Source organism: Colwellia sp. MB02u-9, assembly GCF_014077085.1.
In the GTDB taxonomy this organism is placed as follows: domain Bacteria; phylum Pseudomonadota; class Gammaproteobacteria; order Enterobacterales; family Alteromonadaceae; genus Cognaticolwellia.
In genome coordinates this window covers 23,670-45,206 of sequence record NZ_JACGVF010000099.1, presented here as the reverse complement: position 1 = coordinate 45,206, position 21,537 = coordinate 23,670, and the positions used below count along the sequence as shown (strand labels likewise).

Below are 21,537 nucleotides of genomic sequence, written 5' to 3'. Positions count from 1 at the left end.
AGATAAAAGCGCATTTATTAAAAGTTTTTACATCTATCACGTTAATCATCATGCAAAAAATATCAGCATAAACAACAAATTGCTTTGCTTAATATTTATATACTGTCAATTTCAGTGATAGAAAGCACAGTTATAATTTTTTTCTTTATATTCAAAGATTGTAGGAATACAGACCTAAAAATTATAATTTCAGCAGAAAAAGTAGAGAATAGCCAGATTAACCTGTAACTTGATATTGCTCATTATTTGTACTATTAATTATAATCTGATCATAAATTCTAATACGTCCTAACTTGAATGTTCTAATACGTCCTAACTTGAATGTTTTGTTGTGTTGCTGATTTTATTTTTATTTTTATTTTCTGAGCAAGCATAGGTAAATATTATGAAAGATAATGTAAATCCACATTCATCAAACGAGCAAAACTTAGCCCCGCAATCCAGTACCTCACATCAGACTGAACCAAAAAAATGGTGGCAATGGTTTCTCGTTTATCCAACGATACTTTTAGCGTTAATGGGGGCCATGCCAACCTATTATGAAATGGGCAGCGCTTATATCAAGGGAGTTAAAGCAGGAGATTCAGATAAAGCGATACTAAGTAATAAAATGTGGATAAAAAATTTCGAGTGCACAACATTACCCTATGAACCTTTTGTCACCCCAACAAACACTGAGGTTGATGCAACTATATGCAAATCTGGTGATGTTTTAATCAAAATAAGGACTGCCAATAATGAACAGTTTTTTGAATGGGTTGCCGTAGAAAAAATATCGCGCATTAAAACAGCCGCTATTCATTTTAATTTATTCAATCAAGCCATGGCTAGCCCGAGCAAAATAAATACAACTTCATCTACATCTACATCCAACAATGGTGTAGTGGTATTGTGTCAAAAGTGGATTGGTCCAAATTTATTACTAAGACGTGTGCAATATCAAGGTAGAGGTTGTTTTGATGAAACAATAAACACTTACTCAGGACAAGTAGTTAAATCAATACCTGCACCATGTAACTGTTAATAACATGAAATACATATTTTTTGTTATAGTCATTACCCTCATAATGAGTTTTTCACCTAGTTTACTCGCCAAAACTCAACATGCGCTTATCTCTAGCATAGCGCAAACTGATGCTAGTGGTAAAAAAGCAAAAAAAGAAGTTAACGCTCAGAAAAATAATACAATTAATGACGAGAAAAAAGCCAAAGAAGAAGTTAACACGCCAATAAACAATGCAGCTAATAACCAGCAAAAAGCGAAGACGGAAGTTAACTCACCAGAAAATAATACCACTAATAACGAGCAGAAAGCTAAAGAAGGACAAAAAGCTAAAGAAGGACAAAAAGCTAAAAAGGCGGCTGACAATAAAGCTAAGATAAAAATAGTGTCAAATAACCTCTAACTAACTTATACCCGCTGCATTAATTAGCGGCTCTACTTTATACCTGAGTAACATCTTCGAATACCTGAGTAACATCTTAGAATACATGATATTTATTGCCAACTATCAAGGGGTTTATCTGATCAATATTAACCCTTCATTTTCCTTGATAACTTTCTTTAGCAAAATTCAAGCTAACTAACCATAATGCTCAAGCAGAGCCTAATTATCAGGTATCATTTTTTTGCTCATATTGGCAACATAACTAATATAGTAACTAGTACAGTTACTCGTGCGGTTATTTTATACAATAAGATATGAAGACAACTGCAGAGTAATATTATATCAAGAAAATGAAAATGAAAATCAAGCTTAGCAAAAGTGCATAACACTTTTGCTATAAAGTTGGCTCAATTATACCGAAATGGCGGCTTTAATGTGTGGGTGAGCTTGATAGTTTTGTAGCTCAAAGTCTGCGAAAGTAAAATCAAAGATACTTTTTACTTCAGGATTAATCCACATATTGGGTAATGGCAAAGGCTCACGCGATAATTGCTCGTCGACTTGCTCAAGATGATTTAAGTATAAATGCGCGTCACCAAAAGTATGGACAAAGTCACCCAGTTCTAAATCACAAACTTGCGCGATCATCATAGTAAACAAGGCATAACTAGCAATATTAAATGGCACTCCAAGAAAAATATCTGCACTTCTTTGGTATAGCTGACAGCTCAACCTGCCATTTAAGACATAAAACTGAAACAACGTATGGCATGGCGGTAAAGCTTGTTTGCCCAGTGCCGCATTAGCGGTTGGACTTATCGAGGTATCAGGTAATAACGCAGGGTTCCAAGCGGTAATGATATGGCGACGTGAATCAGGATTATTTTTTAAATCATCAATTAATTGTGCTAATTGATCAATAGTTTCGCCATTTTGTGCCGGCCAGTTACGCCATTGCACTCCGTATACTGGGCCAAGTTCACCTTCATCAGTAGCCCAAGCATCCCAAATTTTCACGCCATTTTGCTGTAAATAAGCGATATTAGACTCACCCTTTATAAACCACAATAGTTCATGGATTATCGACTTAAGATGACATTTTTTTGTGGTTACTAACGGAAAGCCTTTCGCAAGATCAAAACGCATTTGATGACCAAATATACTTTTAGTACCGGTACCAGTGCGATCAGATTTTTCAACCCCTTCGTCTCTAACATGGCGCATTAAATCAAGATATGCTTTCACTAGGTTTTCCTTTAACGTTATTAATTAGAACAAATAGTTTATGCCAAATACCGTAAGGCTAAAGCGGTAAACTTAACCACTGATTTCAGCAGGGTCAGTTTATCAGTATTTGGCTTTTTTTGCGTGAAATTGTTGGTAAAGAAGAGCCTAATTATCGACAATTATTTTTACAAAAATGAGCGACGCCCAGCCGTTAATACCACATCATTTTAATTGCCACTAACATCAAGAAAATGGCAAAGCCTTTTTTCAAGTAAGGTAAAGACAATTTAGCACCTGCCTTTACACCCAGTGGCGCAAATAACGACGAGGTTAATACAATACCTAATAAGGCGGGTAAATAGATATAACCGATACTCCAGGGTGGCAAGTCGCTTTGTCCAAAACCGATAATAACATAGCCCAAAGCACCAAATAACGCGACAATAATACCACTGGCTGTGGCCACACCGATTGCTTGGCGCATAGATAATGAGTAATACATTAAAATGGGTACCAATATAGCGCCACCAGCAATACCCATCAAACTTGCTAACACACCGGTAAACAACCCAATAAATTGTAATACCCAGTTGCTAGGTAGCGCTACACTGCGCTCAACTTTAATCGATAAAAACATATAAGCCGCTAAAATAAGTACTGCACTGGCAAATATTAGCGTTAAGGCTTTTAACGACAGCATGCCGGCAATAACGGCGCCGAGCATAGCACCAATAGCCACGGTTATGACCAGTCGTTGCGCAATTGGCCAAGGAATATTACCGTTTTTATGATGGGCGAAAGCCGCCGAAGTAGAGGTGAATATGATCGAAGCCAACGAGGTGGCAAGTGCCATGGGAAAGGCAAGCTCTGCGCTTATGCCTAATAACGGTAATAAATACACCAACACAGGCACAATAATAAGCCCACCGCCAATACCGAGTAAACCAGCAAAAAAACCCACCACAGTACCCAGCAAGGCGCAGGCTAAAAATACACTAATAAACATCGAAATTACTTACTTTATAATGGTGCAATAACAGTATTAAGAAACGCTTATTGTAATCTGGCATGCACAAAGTCCCCTAAACCTAATTGAACTAATTGCTCATGCATATAACTATGTACATCACTGGTATTGGTGAAGCTCAATACTCGAACTAAAATTTGTTTTAATTGCTGATAGTCAACATGGCGAATAACCCATTTAACTTTCGCAAGACTATGAGCGCTCATGCTCAAATTTTGGTAACCCATGGCGATCAATAAAAGCGCACCGGTCGGCTCATTGGCTAATTCTCCACAGATACTTAATGGCACATCTCGATGTTGACTTTTTTGTGCTATATGGTGCAGCGCACGTAAAACCGCAGGGTGATAAAAATCATATAAACTCGCTACGCGGCTATTGTTGCGATCAACCGCCAATAAATATTGAGTTAAGTCATTACTGCCAACAGAGAAAAAATCAACTTTATCGGCTAAATCTTCTAACTGAAAAATAATGCCAGGCACTTCAATCATCACGCCCACTTTTGGCCGTTCTAAAGCGTCATTTTCATTACAAAATAATTCTGAGGTAAGCTCATAATACGCTTGATTAATCAGCCTATTGGCTTCATCCACTTCAGTGATACTAGAGATCATCGGCAACATAATAGCTAAGTTACCCAGGCCATAATTTGCCTTCATCATTGCTCGTACTTGCACTAAAAATATTTCAGGGTGATCTAAGGTAATTCGAATACCGCGCCAACCTAAAAAAGGGTTGGCTTCAATAATGGGGAAATAAGGTAGCGACTTATCACCACCAACATCTAAAGTTCGCATGGTGACAGGCTTGTCTGGGAATGACGCTAAAACTTGCTGATATAACACGGTTTGTTCTGACTCAGACGGAAAACAACTACGATTCATAAAGGGAATTTCAGTACGATATAAACCGACACCATCAGCACCAACATTTTGTGAGTATTCAAACCCTGCCGATAAACCAGCATTAATCAATAAGCTGACATGATGACCATCTTGGGTCAATGCCGGTAAATGTTCTGCCTCTTTTACTTGCGCGTATAATTTATTTTCTGCCGCGACAATATGTCGATACTCATTAATTAGGGCATCTGCGGGAGTAACATAAAGCTGGCAAGCATAACCGTCTAAAATCGCCTGCTTTTTATGCAGCTGACGTATAGCAAGATAATCAACGCCCATAATTGCTGGAATATTCAACGCTTTCGCTAAAATAGCTGTATGAGAATTATTTGAGCCTGTGATTGAAACAATACCCAACAGCCCAAGATGTTGATATTCAGCGAGCATGGCTGCACTAACGTCTTCTGCAACAAGTATAAATTGCTCAGGTAATTGCTGATCTTGCTCTGCCAAGTTTTGAATATTATTTAATAAGCGATTACCTAAATCTTTAATATCGTAGGCACGCTCTCGCAAGTACTCATCTTCCAAGCTTTCAAACTGCATAACATAGCTATCAACAACCAGTTTCAAAGCACTTTGAGCATTCCAAGCCAGTTTAATTTTAGCAATAACTTCCGCTTTAAAATTATCACTTTCAAGCAACTGCTTATAAACATCAAAAATATCGAGACTGTTATCTGAAATTATCGCTTTTAATTTTTCACTCATTTGAGAAAATTCAGCGAATGTGCGACTTGCTGCATCATCAAAAATCATCAGTTGCTGCTGACTATCACTGACTTTGTTAAGCGCTATTTTAGATAAATCAGCTTTAGGGTGCATCACGATCATTTCACCAATAGCCACTCCTGGTGAACCGCCTATACCGGCAAGGTTTTTACCGATATTTTGGCTATAACTTAATTCAATCATGCCTTGCGCTTCAACACTGGCTAATGCGGTGGCAAGCTGTGCCGATAGCGTGACCAAAAATGCTTCTTCATTTTCGTTAAAAAAACGTGCCTGTTCTTGTTGTACGGTTAATATGCCCAAGACTTTGCGCTGATGAATAATTGGTGTACCTAAAAAAGCTTTAAAATGCTCTTCTTCGACTTCTGGCGCATGAATAAAATCTGGATGTTGATGAGCGTTGGCAATATTAATCGGTTCTTCACGTTGCCCAACTAAACCCACAAGACCTTCGGTAAAGCCAATACAAGTTCGGCCAAAAGCATTTTCGGCTAGGCCATTAGAGGCCATTAAAATGAAATGCTGCTTTTCATGATCCGCTAAATATACTGAGCAACATTGGGTAGAGAGTGCGTTTTTAACCTGACTAACTAAACGTAATAACGCTTGGTCAAGCTCTGAAGCCTGACTAAACTCTAGAACAATTCGACGTAAAATAGTAAGCATTACCATCCCTTTAGATAAGTTGTTTTGGCATCTTCAATGCTACAGAGATACCAAGCCGCATGATTGAAGTGACCTATGCTAAGTTAGTAGCTATTAATGAAATCTGTTATGTCATCCATGCTGATAACTCATTCAATAATTTTAAACAAAATAGCTCACCGAAGTGAGCTATTTTACAAGACATAATAATAATCTAGGTTGAACAATAATCAAGCACGACGTCGGCGACGCTCTTGACGATAACTAGGCATTGCCGCTAAAGCAAATTCTTTCATCACCTTGCGATAAACCTCGCGTTTAAATGACACAACTTGCCTAACTGGATACCAGTATGAAACCCAACGCCAATCGTCAAACTCGGGATGATTTGAATGCAATAAATCAACCGCTGATTCTGGTGCGGTCAATTGCAGTAAAAACCACTTCTGCTTTTGACCAATACATACGGGTAAACTTTCGTGCCTAATTAATCTTTTTGGTAATTTATATCTTAACCAATTCTTAGTGGTCGCTACAATTTTAACATGTTCAGGTTTTAAACCGACTTCTTCGTCTAATTCCCGGTACATAGTTTGCTCTGCAGATTCACCCTCATCAACGCCACCTTGTGGATATTGCCAAGAATGCTGACCAAAACGCCTTGCCCAAAATACTTGTCCTCTGTCATTGATTATTACTATGCCAACGTTGGCTCGATAGCCTTCGGCATCTATCAAAGGAACTCCTGACAGCATTAAATAATGCTTTGATTCTTCCACATTCTGCACTTTTGGGCAAACACTTATTAACACAAAGCAGCACTATATGCCGGTATTAACCCTTGTTTGTGCATAACATTTAAAATGTTTAAAATGTAACAAAAAATAATTGCCTTGCTCAAAGACTTAAAACTGAATGATAATAAGCTAAACAACCTTGATTACAGAGCCAGCCTTGAATAGCAATAAAAGTCCTAAAAACGAAGCAGAGTTACTAACACGAGCACAAAACCTTGCTGGTATGACACTAGGAGAGATTGCAAAATTTATTAACGTTGTTGTACCTAAGGACCTAAAGCGTGATAAAGGCTGGATAGGCTTATTGTTAGAGCAAGTATTAGGCGCTAGTGCCGGTTCTCGACCAGAGCCCGACTTTCCACATTTAGGCATTGAGCTAAAATCATTACCGATTAATTATCAAGGTAAGCCCTTAGAAACGACCTTTGTCTGCGTTGCCCCGTTAACAGGTTTAGTCGGCGCCCAATGGCAAACAAGTCATATTCGTAATAAAATCGCGCGGGTGTTGTGGATACCTGTTATTTCTGAACGCAGCATCGCCATCGCAGATCGTATTGTTGGCACAGCTTTTATTTGGTCACCTTCACCAGAAGAAGAACACCTGCTCGCCCTCGACTGGCAAGAACTCACTGATATGATAGTGTTAGGGGATGTGGAAAACATTCATGGTAAGCATGGGCAAGTTTTGCAATTGCGGCCAAAAGCAGCAAATAGCCAGGCGAAAACCCAAGCATTTAATCGCCTTGGTCAACCCTTTATGACCTTACCTCGTGGCTTTTATTTAAAAACGAGCTTTACACAGGCGCTATTAAATAAATACTTACGTATTAACTAGCTATTCATTAGGTATTTATTAGCTATAAGCTCATCGCTAACACGATTGAAATACTCATTTAATTGTAAAAATTCGTAGCTAAAATAAACTAACCACGTTATAAACAGTCAAACATTGACACTTGGCTCTATTATCCCCCAATGAAGTTCAATAATAAATTTGATCGCTACATAGCTGTAATATTTTTCGTTACAATTGCTACCGCTATTTTAACCTCTTATTTCACCTTAAAAGATGTTATTAATAACCACAATAAACAAGTGCAAAGTGCTATAACGCCACTATTTTCATTAGTCGCTAGTGAAATACTTCGCCCTTTAAATGTGGCAAACTTTATGGCGAATAATCATTTTATTATTGATTATGCCAATCAAGAAAAAATAGAAAAAGACTACCTTACTTCTTATCTAGAAAAAATTGCCAAGTCCTATAATATGGTGGCATTTATTGCCTTGGAAAAACATAACTTGATGCTCGACTCTAATGGTCGAGAATCCATGTTAAACAGTAACGAAACTGAATGGTATAGTCGCCTCAAAGAATTACCAGGCGAGCAATTTACTGACATAGGTAATTCTGAAGATCCACATTTATACTTTGATAATAAAATTCGCAATAGCGACGGTGAGTTTATCGGCTTTACCGGCGTAGCCATTGACCTAAATTATTTTTCCAGTAAATTTCAAGAATACAGTGATCGCTTTGGTTTTGAATTATTCTTTGTTGATAGTAATAATATTATTACCTTATCTTCCAATAAAATTTTGGAATCAAAAAGCCATCATCGCCAAAACTTAATGACGCGATTAAATGATTTACCTTGGCATCAATCGCTACTTAAACATAATGCCACAGATATAAACTTAAGCTCAGAACTCATCTATACCACTGATGAAGGTTTGTTAATTTCTCAAATGCCGATAAAAGAGCTTAATTGGCGCATGTTTATTGTCTCGCCGCCGGCTGATCAGCAAAGCGAATATTGGGAAATATTTATCGGACGCTTTCTGCTATTTTTCATAGTCGCCATGCTTTTTTATATGATGCTTTTATATAGTATAAATTATTTAAAATCACGATTAATTAAGCAGGCAGAAACTGACCATCTAACCCAACTGCCAAACCGCAGCCATATTCATTGGCGCTTTAATAATATTGTTAAAACCAATGAAAACCTTTGCCTAGTGTTAGCTGATATTGACAACTTCAAAAATATTAATGACACCTACGGACATTTAGTGGGTGATGATGTATTGCGAATTATTGCTGAGCAATTATCCCAAACCATACGAAAAGTTGACGTGGTAGGCCGCTGGGGCGGCGAAGAGTTTGTGATGTTGTTACCCGAAACAACCGCCAAACAGGCACATATTATTGTTGAGCGCATTAGAAAAAATATCGCTGATATTTCTTTTCCTATATCAACCACTGGCAGTTCATTTACCAGCACCATTAGCTTTGGTATTTGTGAATTACCGGTAAAAAATAAAACCATCAAAGATTATATTGAAAGTGCCGATAAAGCGTTATACCAAGCTAAAAGTAATGGCAGAAATAAAAGTGTTATTTTTACTCACACAACTTAAGTTAAGGCTAGGTAAACTTTTTAATAACAATAGTTTACCTAATAAAAAATCAAGTGTTGTGGTTTCAAAAACACTTTTCTAAACATCAGCTTGAGTGCATCACAGCGATACTATAGTGCAGGAAAATGTGTAAAAAAAGGTGGAGGAAAAGTTATCCTATCGCCTTTAATTTAATGGTTTGGCTGATGCTGACACTAGTTTGACTCGCTATTGCTTGCCAATGAGTATTTGCGGCTTCTAGGCAAATAAATTCATTTTCACCGTCAGCATGTAAATCAGCTATGGTTTTAGCCTCTTCGCCCGGATTCCATAATACCCACTGCTGACAACCTTGGCTCGATACTTCAATCTCTCGTTGCCACTTATGATCAACAATAACCATGCTATTGTTACTGTGATAAATACGGTCAGTTGGGCCGAGACAATTTTTTAACACTGATTGTTGGCCATTGCTGCCACTTAGTTTGTCATCATATAGCACATCATTTAACGCTGGAATTTGTGTCTCCTGTGCATTACCAACACAAAAATAGCTATGCAATGCACCGGTATATTCTAGCGTTTGCTGAGATAAATTTTTCATGGTTAAGGTTTGTACAAACGACTCATCAAACACCAGTGTTTGTGTTAATTCAAAAGCGCCCGGCCAATGGGGTGAAAGTTGCTCGCCGGTGAGTGATAATGTTATTTCAACGCCAGACTCTAACAGTTTAATATCAGCGACTTGCCATTGGCTTTGCCTAGCAAAACCATGATTACTGACTTTATGTAACTCACCATTAGGTAATTTCACCTCTCCACCAAACCATGGCCAGCATAGTGGCACACCACCACGAATGGCTTTGCCTGAACGATAGTGACTAGTCTCACTCAGCCAAAACACCGGTTGTTGGCCCTGGGGTTGCCAACTTAGCACTTGGCCACCATACAAACTTACCGAGCCTTGACCCTTTTGATGAACAAAGCGCAGCGCTTGTAGGCCTTTTGCCAACTCATACAACTCAATATGACCAAATTCATTTTCTAACAATACTTCTAGCATTTTTTATCTCTAAAATTTATATGTCTGTGGTTTATATGCCTGTGGTTTACATATCTATGGTTTACATGTTCGCCATTTATTTGGCTATGGCCTATATTTCTGCAGTACTTACACAGGGGAAGTGTCAGTTGCTCCAAAACTTACGGCATAAATACCCAACTACAGCTGAGCATTAGATCTTGACACTAACTGACTGATACCAGTAATAAGCACAAAATTTATTATCGCAATGTAAATAATGAGTATGTTAGACAATCAAGAAGATGGAGGAAAGCATTAAAGTATTCCAATCGACTTTCAATGGCTTAATTCAATAGTGCAGTTCAGCGTAAATCACGCAAAAAAAAGCCACGTATTAACGTGGCTTTGATAGTTCACATTGTATACTCAAATTACTTTATGTAAGCTTTCGGCATATCGCTTGGCGTTGTGTAGCGAGCGCGCAACGCATCTTGGCGGCTTTGAGTCGAATATTCTTTGCCATCAATCCACATCTGACTAACCTTGGTGCTTAGTTCAAATGGATCAGCACTCCATAAAACTAAATCAGCTGTTTTGCCAACAGCAATGGTACCACTGTCAAGATTAAAAGCCTTGGCAACATTAGCGGTTACCGACGCCAGTGCACTGTCACGTGATAAACCATTGGCAATAGCATTGCCGACATGAAAGCGCAATTGATAAAGGTTGTGCGTATCACCATTTACCGTTAAGGCCACACTCACACCAGCTTGAGTTAACTTAGCCGCATTTTCAAGTGACACATGTAAAGCATCAAAACTGCCCGGTAAGTTATCTAACGCTGTCATTACAACAGGTACTTTAGCATCAGCAATTTTATCCGCAATTAATACGGCATCCGCTGCACCCACTAGCACCAAATCTAGTGAAAATTGTTCTTTCATTTTTAATAATGCCAAAAGATCTGTGGCACGGTCAGCATAAGCGACCAAAGCTTTTTCACCTGCGAGTAAGGCATTAATAACTTGCGCTTCACGACTTGGCTCTTTTGCTTCTTTTTCATCTTTCGCGTTTTTAGTTTTCTTATTTGCTTTGGCTAATTCCTTAACCGCATCTTCAAATTTAAACTGTAAATTTTGTAAGCTTAATGCGCGCGAACCTTTACTTTTCGCGCCTAAGTCAATCACCACACTATTGTTATTCATCCGAACACTATCAAACTCTCCAGACAGGTCAGCAACAAAAGTTTGGCCTTTAAACATATCGTCACCGCCGCGAGGCGCAACAACATTACTGGTAATGCCACCTTTACGGCTATAAGGAATAACCGTAGAACGTGGGTTAAAGGCTAAACTGGCATCAAAGGTAATATTGGCTTTTTTATCGCTAGCATCACGACTACGTGAAACCGCGCTAACTTCCACTAAACCTAATTGGTTCATTGAGCCAATTAAACCCGGTGTTAAAATTTTTCCTTTCGCGTCAATAATGCTATCAGCGTTAATTGTTTCAGGGTTGATAGCAATCACTTTGCCATCTTCAACGACTACTGTGGCGTTCTCAAGTACACCTTGCGCTGTTACCGTGTGTACTGTGGCATGAGTAATAGCAAAGCTTTCTGCAAAACTTGCGCTTGAACTCGCTAGTGCCAAAGCAATTAGCGATGATTTAAATAATGTTAACTGCTTCATTTTATTCACCTTCTCTTTGACCCAACATGAAATCACTTTTCGCTTGGTATTTTTCATCAAAACGGTCATATACTTTTGCACCGTCAACAAATACCTGTTCGGCTTGTGCATAAACACTAAATGGGTTTTGATTCCAAATCACCACATCAGCATTTTTACCCATTTCTAAGCTGCCGGTTTTATCCGCTAAACCCAAAGATTCTGCTGCATTCGCCGTGATCCAAGTTATCGCTAATTCTGGCGCAATATCAAAACCGTTTTCGTTGGCACGATACATAACCTTACCCGCTTCTTGGTTCAAACGTTGAATGGTACTAGCCGAGTCAGAATGTATTATTGCGCAAGAATTTTTTACAGCATCAACAATAGCTGCATTTTCGTGCACCATATCATAGGCTTCCATTTTAAAACCCCACCAATCTGGCCACATTGCTGCACAGTTGCCATTTTCAGCCAGCGTATCTGCTATTTTATACGCTTCAATAGCGTGATGAAAAGTACCTGACTGATAATTAAACTCTTTACCTAGATCTATCATCATCGCCATTTCTTCGGCTTTATAACAATGGTTATGAATTAAAATATCACCATCGAGTACACCTTTTAAGGTATCTAACTCAATATCACGCTTAGGGGCGGCAGGGTTTTTACCGGCAGCATAATCAGCGTCATATTTCTCCCATGCACGCTTGTATTCGGTTGCTTCTGCCCAGGCCATGCGGTAACCGGCCATATTGCCCATACGCGTAGAAGGTAATACTTTACGCGCACCGTAAACCCGCTTAGGGTTCTCACCACAGGCCATTTTTAAGCCATAAGGTGCCGCTGGAAATTTCATACCTTGCATAGTCTCACTAGGTACATTGCGTAATGTCACACCGCGACCACCAAATAAATTGGCTGAACCTGGTAAAATTTGTAAGGTGGTAACGCCGCCAGCGCGTGCTTTTTGAAAGCCAGGGTCTTGTGGCCAAACGCTGTGCTCAGCCCATACTTCAGAAGTATTAGGCGAACTCATTTCATTCCCATCAGAATGCGACTCAACCGAGGGGCTTGGATATACCCCTAAGTGTGAATGTACATCGATAATACCTGGGGTTATCCATTTGCCATTAGCGTCAATTTCAACCGCGCCCTCGGCCGATAAGTTGTTACCAATTTTATTAATTTTACCGTCTATCATTAAGACATCGGCATTTTCCATACGGCTACCTGTACCCGTTAATACCGTCGCGTTTTTAATCAGCGTAGTTTCTAACGGTAATGCTTTATAGGTGCTTGGGTATGGGTTTTTATTAATAACAACTTTTTCGTCTTGCTGTTCGCTTTGCAAACAACCGGTCAAGGCAACAGAAAGTGCTGCCATCACTAGCGATGGTAGAAATTTTTGCATAAATGTGTCCTGTTTTGCTCCACACACAGTAGAAAAACATTATGTTATTCAGCCGAGTTTGTATGAGCTTATTATAATTGGGTCTAAGTTATTTAACGTAAATATGAGGTTAATACCAATCTCACTAAATACCTGATCATTTTTACTGGTTAAAATAACCAACTACTACGTGATTTATTTAATAATTAGAACCACTAGTTATTAAATAAATGCCTTGTATTTGGCCATTTTTCCTGCGTATAAAGTAGACCACCTAATTAATAAAATCGGTATAACTACCGCGCGTTAGCACAATATTAATAACTACAATATGATGAATTGTCTTCGACAACAAGTCAGACATATAGGGGAGTTGAGCAATTGCGTTGAACTGTCAACTATCTGCGATAAATGGGCGCTAGTGGTTATTTAAAGTTCAAAATCGCCAAAGTCACCATCGTGACTGTTATCGATCTTAGACTGGCTGGGGGGTTCAAATAGCGAGGATTGCTTATTTTCAACAATTACTTCAACTACTTTAATTTTTGCTGGCTTGGTTTTACGATTTTTACGCTGCTGGCAACGTTTTATGACTTTTTGACGCTGGTTGGCATCTAATGAAAGCCAATTTAAGCGTTCGTCCCGCGTACGAAAACAGCCCAAACATTGGCCTTTGTCATCAGACTGACAAACACCAATACAAGGGCTAGGAACATCAAAAAATTCTAACTGCATCTAATTATACTTTGTGTTGTACCAATTAAATTAAATTTAATTAAATTTGGTCATTGGGCAGATACCATTAAGTAGATAGTATTAAGTATCTACTTAATGTAAACCTAAATGCTCATTTAACCCAGTTTGTCAGTCGCGATATAGTACTCAGGATCTTCAATCACGTTGATTTCTACTAAGCTACCGGCTTTAGTTAACAGTTGCGTACATTCTTTACTTAAATGTCTTAAATGCATTTGCTTACCGTGACTAATATAACGATCGGCTAAAGTATCAATGGCTTCAATGGCTGAATGGTCAGCAACACGTGAGTCTTTAAAATCAACAATAACGTCGTCACTATCACCTTGTAAGTCAAATTGCTCTAAAAAGCCAGAAACAGAACCGAAAAATAACGGCCCAGAAACGTCATAAACCGTTGAACCATTGTCATTTATTGAACGATTAACAACGACATGCTTAGCGTGTTCCCAAGCAAATACCAAGGCAGAAACAATAACACCCACCACAACAGCTATCGCTAAATCAGTGGCAACAGTCACCCCAGACACTAAGATAATAATGAAAGCATCGGCTTTTGGCACTTTGCCTAAAATACGAATACTCGACCATTCAAAAGTACCAATGACAACAATAAACATAACACCAACAAGCGCTGCTAGTGGAATTTGTTCAATTAAACTCGAGCCAAATAAGATAAAACCCAGTAGCGCAAGTGCCGCTGTAACACCCGACATACGACCACGACCGCCTGAATTAACGTTGATCATCGATTGACCGATCATCGCACAACCACCCATACCACCGAAAAAGCCAGTAACGGTATTTGCTGCGCCTTGTGCAATACATTCTTTATTACCATGGCCACGCGTACCGGTTAATTCATCAATTAGCGTTAACGTTAGTAATGATTCGATTAAACCAATAGCTGCTAAAATTAGGGAAAAAGGTAAAATTATTTGGAAAGTTTCAAAACTAAATGGCACGCTTGGAATACTAAATTGTGGTAGACCGCCGGCAATAGAAGCTGCAGGATCATTGGTCATATCACGAACAAAATCGACTACTGTACGAGCATCTAAATCAAGGCTTTGCGCTAAAAGTGTTACCACAACAATAGCAACTAATGATGACGGTATGGCTTTAGTCAACTTAGGCAAAAAGTGAATAATCGCCATAGTTAACAAGATTAGGCCAAACATAACGAGCAATTGGCTGCCTTGCATCCAGGCTAAAACACCGGCATCGTTAGTGACCTTAAATTGCCCTAACTGAGCCAGAAAAATCACAATAGCTAAGCCATTAACAAAGCCAAGCATAACCGGATGCGGCACTAAACGAATAAACTTACCGAGCTTAAATAAGCCAGCGAGTATTTGCAGCACACCGGTTAACACTACCGTGGCAAATAAATATTCGACACCATGAACAGCGACTAAACTTACCATCACAACGGCCATTGCACCGGTAGCACCCGAGATCATTCCTGGACGACCACCGAATATAGCCGTGATTAAACCCACTATAAAGGCGGCATATAGACCAACGAGTGGTCCAACACCGGCAACAAAGGCAAATGCTACGGCTTCAGGTACTAAGGCTAAAGATACCGTTAAGCCTGATAAAACATCATTTTTTAAATTTGCCACTTTACTGGCGTGTAGTTCAAACATTATTTTCTCTACTTTGATTAGAACATCAAAAATACAAGCGTAATTTTACAATCGAGCTTGGTTTTTAAAATTAGCTTGTATTTAAATACTTTGGTTTCCCCAAAAAACCTTAATGGTAGGCAATTCAAGCGAAAACTAAACGAAAATCGCTATTTTTTGGGGTTTGAAGGCGCGGGTATACTATAGATACATCAGTGAAAAGTCAATATTCGCTCAAAAATACATCAAAGCTAACGAGTCGATATCAAACTTAAAGTCGTTGTTTTAGTAAGGATTTAACAGCGATAGTTAACGGTTAATTATCGCTTCACGTTCATTTAAAAAAGCTTTGATCTCATCACGAGAACCGAGAATATGTTGCTTTAATAATGCCACGGCTTTTTCAACATCACGGGCTTTGCAGAGCGCTAAAATTTCATTATGTTCAGATTCTGCTTTAGAAATACCACCGGCCCACAGCAAGTGCATACGAATATAGCGATCAGCATTTTTGTTCAGGGTACTGACCAAAGCTTGTGTTTGTGGGCGTTCAGCTCCAGAGTATAAGCAATGATGATAATCTGAGTTGAGCTTACTCCAAGTATTAACCGCGTCTTCTTTACCTAGGGCCTTATTGAGTTTGTGCAATAACTGTGTCGCCTCTTCCAGCTTTTCATTGCTAATATGTGGTAGCGAATAAGCTAATAAATCAGCCTCTAACATGGCGCGTAATTCAAAAAGCTCATCTACTTGATCGGCATTGAGCTCAGTTGCAGTGGCACCTTTATGAGGTTCAAAATCCACTAAGCCTTCACCTTCTAGCTGCAGCAATGCTTCTCTGACAGGAATTCGGCTCACATTTAACTCAGCGGCAAGCGCGGCTTGTCTTAAAGGCTGACCCGCTTTAATTTCGCCACTTAATATTTTTTCTCTTAGTGTTTCAACAACTAATTGAGTTCTAGTTTTATATACAATGCTCATATTGGGCTTCCTAAAAATATTACCGCTATTATAGGGCTCCACCGGTTAAACACAAAATAATAGCGCAATATCTAGTCTACTAAATGCTTTTTTTGTTTGCTTCAAACGCGCTTGTAGCGCATTAAATTGGCAATAAACTAAATAGCATGAGTGCTTTTATTCATTACTCGGTTAGTTTTGCGCTTAATTTTCTTTTATAGCCTAAAAATTCTGTTATCGTAAACTTGAACTTATGACCCTTGAGTTCACTTGCTATTGCCTTTGGCTAAGGTAAGTAAAGACAAAAAGTCTCAACCAAATAACAATAAAAATAAAAGAGTACCTGTATGCCAAAACACAATAGCATCGCCTTAGTGGCCTTTATTTTTGCCATTTTATCCGCAATTTATATTAAACAGTTTATCGCGCCGCAATGGGTAGAACAAAGTTATGTTTATGATGTCAGTACCAACAATAACGCTGTTTCGAGTTATATTTATAAGGGGCAAAAAGTTATTATTGAACAGGTTGTTGACTATCAAAGTTCGCCACTTAACCAAAGTAACCTAAGCAACCTGAGTAATTCAGCAAATTCACCCGCGCTTGAACAACAATGGGTCCGAGATGAAAAACAGCAATTAAAACTACTCAAACCAGCCTTTCACTTTGGTGTTTGGTCACTCCTGCCCGCCTTTATAACCATTGCATTATGCTTATTAACCCGTGAGCCACTAACGGCATTACTCGGCGGCGTAGTCGTGGGCGCCATTATGTTAGGGCGCTACGACTTAACCGACAAAGTTATTATTCCTAATCTTGCTAAAGAAGGCACGGCAGCACTGCTATTACTATATTTATGGCTGTTGGGTGGTTTATTAGGTATCTGGTCTAAAACGGGGGCAGCACAAGCTTTTGCCAATTACATGACCAAACATTTTGTTAAAGGCAAAAAGTCGGCAAAACTGGTTTCATGGTTATTGGGCATATTATTTTTTCAAGGTGGCACTATGAGTACTGTGCTAGTTGGCACTACCGTCAGACCCTTAGCAGACCAGGCAAATGTTAGTCACGAAGAAATGAGTTACATTGTCGATTCAACCGCATCACCTATTGCCTCCATATTAGCCTTCAATGCATGGCCCGCCTATGTTCAAGCCTTGATATTTATTCCTGGTGTTTCTTTTTTAGCCACTGAAGCAGACCGGATCAGTTTTTTCTTTCAAAGCATTCCCTTTAGCTTCTACAGTATGTTTGCGGTTGCTGGGACTTTGCTTTTAAGTCTTAATATCACCACTTTTTCTGGTAAACGTATACGAGCAGCAAAGCTACGTGCTGAAAAAACTCATCAACTAGATGCTCCTGGTGCCAAGCCTTTAAGTGCCAAAGAATTACAAAGTACCGATATACCCGACGGTTATAAACCTCACGTGCTTGAGTTTATTTTACCTTTAGTCACCTTAACAACAATTGCCATTGGCAGTTTTGTTATGCTGGGCTCACCTAAAATTAATTGGGCTTTTGGTGCCGCTTTAGTACTTTCTGCAGTTATTGCCTTAATAAAAGGGATGTCGTTAAATCATGTGGTTGATGGTTTTGGTAACGGATTAAAGGGCGTAGTGTTCGCGTCGGTCATTTTAATGTTGGCGGTGATTATTGGCAGTATCAGTAAAGAAACCGGTGGTGGCTTATTTTTGGTGTCTTTACTTGGCGAGCAACTGCCTTTTTGGATTTTACCCGTTATTTTGCAACTGATGACTATGATTATTGCTTTTTCTACTGGCACAAGTTGGGGCACTTATGCCATCGCATTTCCTTTAGCCATGCCATTAGCTTGGGCCATTTGTCAAAGCCAAGGGGTAGCTGATCCTGAGCTATTTATGATGCTCTGTTTTGCCTCCGTGCTCAATGGCAGTGTTTTTGGCGATCAATGCTCACCAATTTCTGATACCACTATTCTCAGTGCCATGACCACAGGCTGTGATTTAATGGACCATGTGAAGTCTCAATTAGTCCCCGCAACACTGGCAGCCTCATTAGCAGGAGTGCTATGGACCCTAACCGCTTACTTTTTCGCTTGATTAATCTTCTAGGGATAACGTGATTGGTCATATGTCATAGATCATTACTCATAGATGGTTGCTCATAACTGCAGTTTATTGGCTATTACAAAAAGTAAAAATAAGGCCGTTTGCCTTAGCAAAAAAACTGAAGCAGCTAGGTCACTCTTGATTTAGCCTGAACTGCGAATAAGCTATTTTATCTAACAACGCTTTCTTAGCGCATATCAGTCTTGTGGGTAGCAAGTAATAACTTATTACTGGCTACCCTTGCCTAAATACCCCAATACCTAAAGACCAATACTTTCATACCCAAAAAAATTTTGTCATTAAATTCTTCGTAATTAAAATCACAGTTTAATCAATATTATACTAATTCAGCTGTGTAAAGCTGCTGATTTAAACCTCAGTTGATTAACAATGAGCTGCTAGCTTGTTTTGGATCAAACTTTGTTTCATCACGCTCAGTATAATAAAGTTTTACCTTGGCATTTTTTATAGCGATATGAAACAACAGTTAATAATTTTCCTCAAAGCACTTTTTGGTAGCTGTAAAGACTTACTGCCCATAGTGCTAGTGATCGCGTTTTTTCAATTTGCCGTGTTACAACAACCTATGCCAAACCTCAGTGATATTTTTGTTGGTTTGATTTTAGTGATCTTGGGTTTAACCTTTTTCATTTATGGTTTAGAGATGGGCTTATTTCCTATTGGCGAGTCTATGGCAAAAGCGTTTGCGCAAAAAGGCAGTACAACTTGGCTGCTAATATTTGCTTTTTGTTTAGGCTTTGGTACCACAGTTGCCGAGCCCGCTCTGATTGCGGTTGCCAGTGAAGCAGCCACTGTTGCTGCTAGTGGCGGTATTATTGGCGCAACAGACATTGCACAAAACGAGTACGCTAATGGTTTGCGTTATACCGTAGCCTTTGCTGTTGGTTTAGCGATTGTTATTGGGGTGTTACGTATTCTTCGTGGCTGGCCAATACAGTACCTTATTTTAGGTGGCTATGTGTTAGTGGTTATCATGACGTCATTTGCCCCCACCTGGATCATCGGCATTGCCTATGACTCAGGCGGTGTAACAACCTCAACCATTACCGTTCCTTTAGTCACCGCACTGGGTGTCGGCTTAGCATCAGCAATTAAAGGCAGAAACCCTATGATAGACGGTTTTGGTTTAATTGCCTTTGCCTCACTTACCCCAATGATTTTTGTCATGTTATACGGCATGGTATTAAGCTAATGAACGCAATAAATTTATTGCTTACGCTCGGAGCACACTAGCTTGAATTTTCTGATAGCGTTCCTCGACATATTAAAATCAACCGTCATTGACGTATTACCTATTTTATCAATTATTGTGATTTTTCAATTATTGGTGATACGCCGCCCTATTCCCAACATAAAACAAGTTGGCTTTGGCTTTTTCTACGTCTTAATTGGCTTAGCGTTTTTCTTATTAGGCTTAGAAAAAGCCTTGTTTCCACTAGGAAAAATAATGGCTGAGCAATTAACCGCTAGCGAATTTATTAATGCGGGCGCTGTCATCAGTTGGACTGACTATACTTGGGTATACATTTTTGCTGCTGCCATAGGTTTTAGCACCACCATTGCTGAGCCCTCACTGATTGCCGTGGCATTAAAAGCAGAAGAAGTCTCTGGCGGCGGCATTCGGGCTAACAGCTTACGCATTGCGGTAGCTATAGGTGTTGCTATTGGTATCGCTTTAGGTAGCTATCGCATTGTTGTTGGACACCCCATACATTACTACATTATATCGGGTTATATCGTGGTGGTTATTCAAACATTCTTCTGTCCAAAAATGATTGTACCCTTAGCATATGACTCGGGTGGCGTCACTACGTCAACCGTTACTGTGCCACTAGTCGCGGCTTTAGGCTTAGGTTTAGCGAGTACCATACCCGGCAGAAGCCCGTTAATAGATGGTTTTGGCTTGATTGCCTTTGCCAGCTTATTTCCAATCATTGCGGTCATGGCCTATGCACAAATTAGCCAACTACAAACCAAAAAACTAACTGAAAGTGAGAATAAGTAATGCACTTTAAATTGATCATTGCATTCATTGAAGATGAGGTTACCGAAAAGGTAATGAAAGAAGCTCGTATGGCTGGTGCTACGGGTGCGACAATAATTAATCATGCCCGTGGAGAAGGTATTAACCGGCAACGAACATTTTTTGGCCTGCAACTAGAGTCCCAACGCGATGTATTATTATTTGTTGTTGAAGAGCATTTGTCTCGAAAAATTTTAGAACGTATCGCTAAAATCGCAGGTTTTGATGAAGAACCCGGTAAAGGCATTGCCATACAAATTGATATTGAAGATGCCGTAGGGGTTGCCCACCAAGTTGAGCGTTTAAAAGGTAAAATTGAGGAAGAACTATGAACACTAAATTAGTGCAAGTAAAAGACGCGATGACCACTGACAGTTATCACTTTACCGATGGCATGGTCACAGTAGCCGAAGGCATAAAACTGGCAAAAAAACATAATATTTCCGCATTAATCATTAACAAACGCCATGAGAATGACGAATATGGCTTAGTGTTATTGTCAGATATTGCTAAGCAAGTTATCGCAAAAGATAGGTCACCTGAGCGGGTAAATTTATACGAAATTATGGCTAAACCATTACTGTCAGTTTCACCCGATATGGACGTGCGTTATTGTGCACGCCTATTTGAAAATTTTGGTATTAATACCGCCCCTGTCATTAAAGACCAGAAAATACTAGGCTTAGTCAATTATACCAACATGGTACTTACTTTATTAGGTGAAGACTAATGGGCTAGCCTTTGGTATTCAAAGCAGCTTAAACCTGAGCTATTTATGTTGCTTGAGTTGCTTTAAGCTGAACTAATAACGTTAAATCATTTGTTCTATTGCCAACTTTTTTTAACATAAG

The 21,537-nt window shown here is 39.2% G+C and carries 19 protein-coding genes; 9 read left to right on the top strand and 10 right to left on the bottom strand.

What is annotated here, in order from left to right; translation table 11 throughout:
- Window positions 1-385: 385 nt before the first annotated feature.
- Both H4J65_RS15155 and H4J65_RS15150 read left to right on the top strand, forming a co-directional pair.
- Window positions 386-1,024 (top strand): hypothetical protein, encoded by a 639-nt coding sequence (locus H4J65_RS15155; protein ID WP_182198719.1) that lies wholly within the window; start codon window positions 386-388, stop codon window positions 1,022-1,024.
- Between the two features lie 43 nt (window positions 1,025-1,067).
- Complete coding sequence (locus H4J65_RS15150; protein WP_182198718.1) at window positions 1,068-1,406, top strand: hypothetical protein; 339 nt, start codon at window positions 1,068-1,070, stop codon at window positions 1,404-1,406.
- A gap of 393 nt (window positions 1,407-1,799) precedes the next feature.
- Here the strand turns inward: H4J65_RS15150 and H4J65_RS15145 are convergent, their stop codons facing one another.
- The 4 genes from H4J65_RS15145 to rppH form a co-directional block, all read right to left on the bottom strand.
- Window positions 1,800-2,633, bottom strand: coding sequence for a thymidylate synthase (locus tag H4J65_RS15145; RefSeq protein ID WP_182136539.1), 834 nt, complete (start codon window positions 2,631-2,633; stop codon window positions 1,800-1,802).
- 193 nt (window positions 2,634-2,826) lie between these two features.
- Window positions 2,827-3,621, bottom strand: a complete 795-nt coding sequence (locus H4J65_RS15140) for a sulfite exporter TauE/SafE family protein (RefSeq protein WP_182198717.1) — start codon at window positions 3,619-3,621, stop codon at window positions 2,827-2,829.
- 47 nt (window positions 3,622-3,668) lie between these two features.
- A complete protein-coding gene (gene ptsP / locus H4J65_RS15135; RefSeq protein WP_182198716.1) occupies window positions 3,669-5,945 on the bottom strand; it encodes a phosphoenolpyruvate--protein phosphotransferase in 2,277 nt (758 codons plus the stop codon).
- Window positions 5,946-6,154: 209 nt separating this feature from the next.
- Window positions 6,155-6,661, bottom strand: coding sequence for an RNA pyrophosphohydrolase (gene rppH / locus H4J65_RS15130; RefSeq protein WP_182136571.1), 507 nt, complete (start codon window positions 6,659-6,661; stop codon window positions 6,155-6,157).
- A 217-nt stretch (window positions 6,662-6,878) separates the two neighbouring features.
- Between rppH and mutH the strand changes: the two genes are divergently transcribed.
- Together mutH and H4J65_RS15120 are read left to right on the top strand one after the other, a co-directional pair.
- Complete coding sequence (gene mutH / locus H4J65_RS15125; RefSeq protein ID WP_182136542.1) at window positions 6,879-7,556, top strand: DNA mismatch repair endonuclease MutH; 678 nt, start codon at window positions 6,879-6,881, stop codon at window positions 7,554-7,556.
- Window positions 7,557-7,696: 140 nt separating this feature from the next.
- Entirely contained in the window at window positions 7,697-9,142 is a 1,446-nt protein-coding gene (locus H4J65_RS15120; RefSeq protein ID WP_182198715.1) for a sensor domain-containing diguanylate cyclase, read from the top strand.
- A 151-nt stretch (window positions 9,143-9,293) separates the two neighbouring features.
- Here the strand turns inward: H4J65_RS15120 and H4J65_RS15115 are convergent, their stop codons facing one another.
- The 6 genes from H4J65_RS15115 to H4J65_RS15090 form a co-directional block, all read right to left on the bottom strand.
- Entirely contained in the window at window positions 9,294-10,184 is an 891-nt protein-coding gene (locus tag H4J65_RS15115; protein WP_182198714.1) for a D-hexose-6-phosphate mutarotase, read from the bottom strand.
- A gap of 392 nt (window positions 10,185-10,576) precedes the next feature.
- The gene (locus H4J65_RS15110; RefSeq protein WP_182198713.1) at window positions 10,577-11,836 is read right to left on the bottom strand and encodes an amidohydrolase family protein; all 1,260 of its coding nucleotides are present in this window, start codon (window positions 11,834-11,836) and stop codon (window positions 10,577-10,579) included.
- A gap of 1 nt (window position 11,837) precedes the next feature.
- Window positions 11,838-13,229, bottom strand: a complete 1,392-nt coding sequence (locus H4J65_RS15105; protein WP_182198712.1) for an amidohydrolase — start codon at window positions 13,227-13,229, stop codon at window positions 11,838-11,840.
- A 408-nt stretch (window positions 13,230-13,637) separates the two neighbouring features.
- Complete coding sequence (locus H4J65_RS15100; RefSeq protein WP_182198711.1) at window positions 13,638-13,943, bottom strand: DUF1289 domain-containing protein; 306 nt, start codon at window positions 13,941-13,943, stop codon at window positions 13,638-13,640.
- A 116-nt stretch (window positions 13,944-14,059) separates the two neighbouring features.
- Window positions 14,060-15,616 carry a SulP family inorganic anion transporter gene (locus H4J65_RS15095; protein WP_182136548.1) on the bottom strand — a complete coding sequence of 519 codons (1,557 nt, stop codon included), beginning with the start codon at window positions 15,614-15,616 and terminating at the stop codon, window positions 14,060-14,062.
- A 288-nt stretch (window positions 15,617-15,904) separates the two neighbouring features.
- Complete coding sequence (locus H4J65_RS15090) at window positions 15,905-16,576, bottom strand: GntR family transcriptional regulator (RefSeq protein WP_182136549.1); 672 nt, start codon at window positions 16,574-16,576, stop codon at window positions 15,905-15,907.
- Between the two features lie 326 nt (window positions 16,577-16,902).
- Here H4J65_RS15090 and H4J65_RS15085 point away from each other — a divergent pair, with 326 nt between their 5' ends.
- The 5 genes from H4J65_RS15085 (at window position 16,903) to H4J65_RS15065 (ending at window position 21,416) form a co-directional block, all read left to right on the top strand.
- Window positions 16,903-18,633 (top strand): Na+/H+ antiporter NhaC family protein, encoded by a 1,731-nt coding sequence (locus H4J65_RS15085; protein WP_182198710.1) that lies wholly within the window; start codon window positions 16,903-16,905, stop codon window positions 18,631-18,633.
- A 484-nt stretch (window positions 18,634-19,117) separates the two neighbouring features.
- A complete protein-coding gene (locus H4J65_RS15080; protein ID WP_182136551.1) occupies window positions 19,118-19,855 on the top strand; it encodes a DUF1538 domain-containing protein in 738 nt (245 codons plus the stop codon).
- Window positions 19,856-19,897: 42 nt separating this feature from the next.
- Window positions 19,898-20,668 (top strand): DUF1538 domain-containing protein, encoded by a 771-nt coding sequence (locus H4J65_RS15075; RefSeq protein ID WP_182198709.1) that lies wholly within the window; start codon window positions 19,898-19,900, stop codon window positions 20,666-20,668.
- Window positions 20,668-21,018, top strand: a complete 351-nt coding sequence (locus H4J65_RS15070) for a P-II family nitrogen regulator (RefSeq protein ID WP_182136553.1) — start codon at window positions 20,668-20,670, stop codon at window positions 21,016-21,018. The genes H4J65_RS15075 and H4J65_RS15070 overlap by 1 nt, the downstream gene beginning before the upstream one ends.
- Window positions 21,015-21,416: a CBS domain-containing protein gene (locus tag H4J65_RS15065; protein ID WP_182198708.1), complete on the top strand. Its 402-nt coding sequence runs from the start codon at window positions 21,015-21,017 to the stop codon at window positions 21,414-21,416. Before H4J65_RS15070 ends, H4J65_RS15065 begins: the two co-directional genes overlap by 4 nt.
- Window positions 21,417-21,537 lie beyond the last annotated feature (121 nt).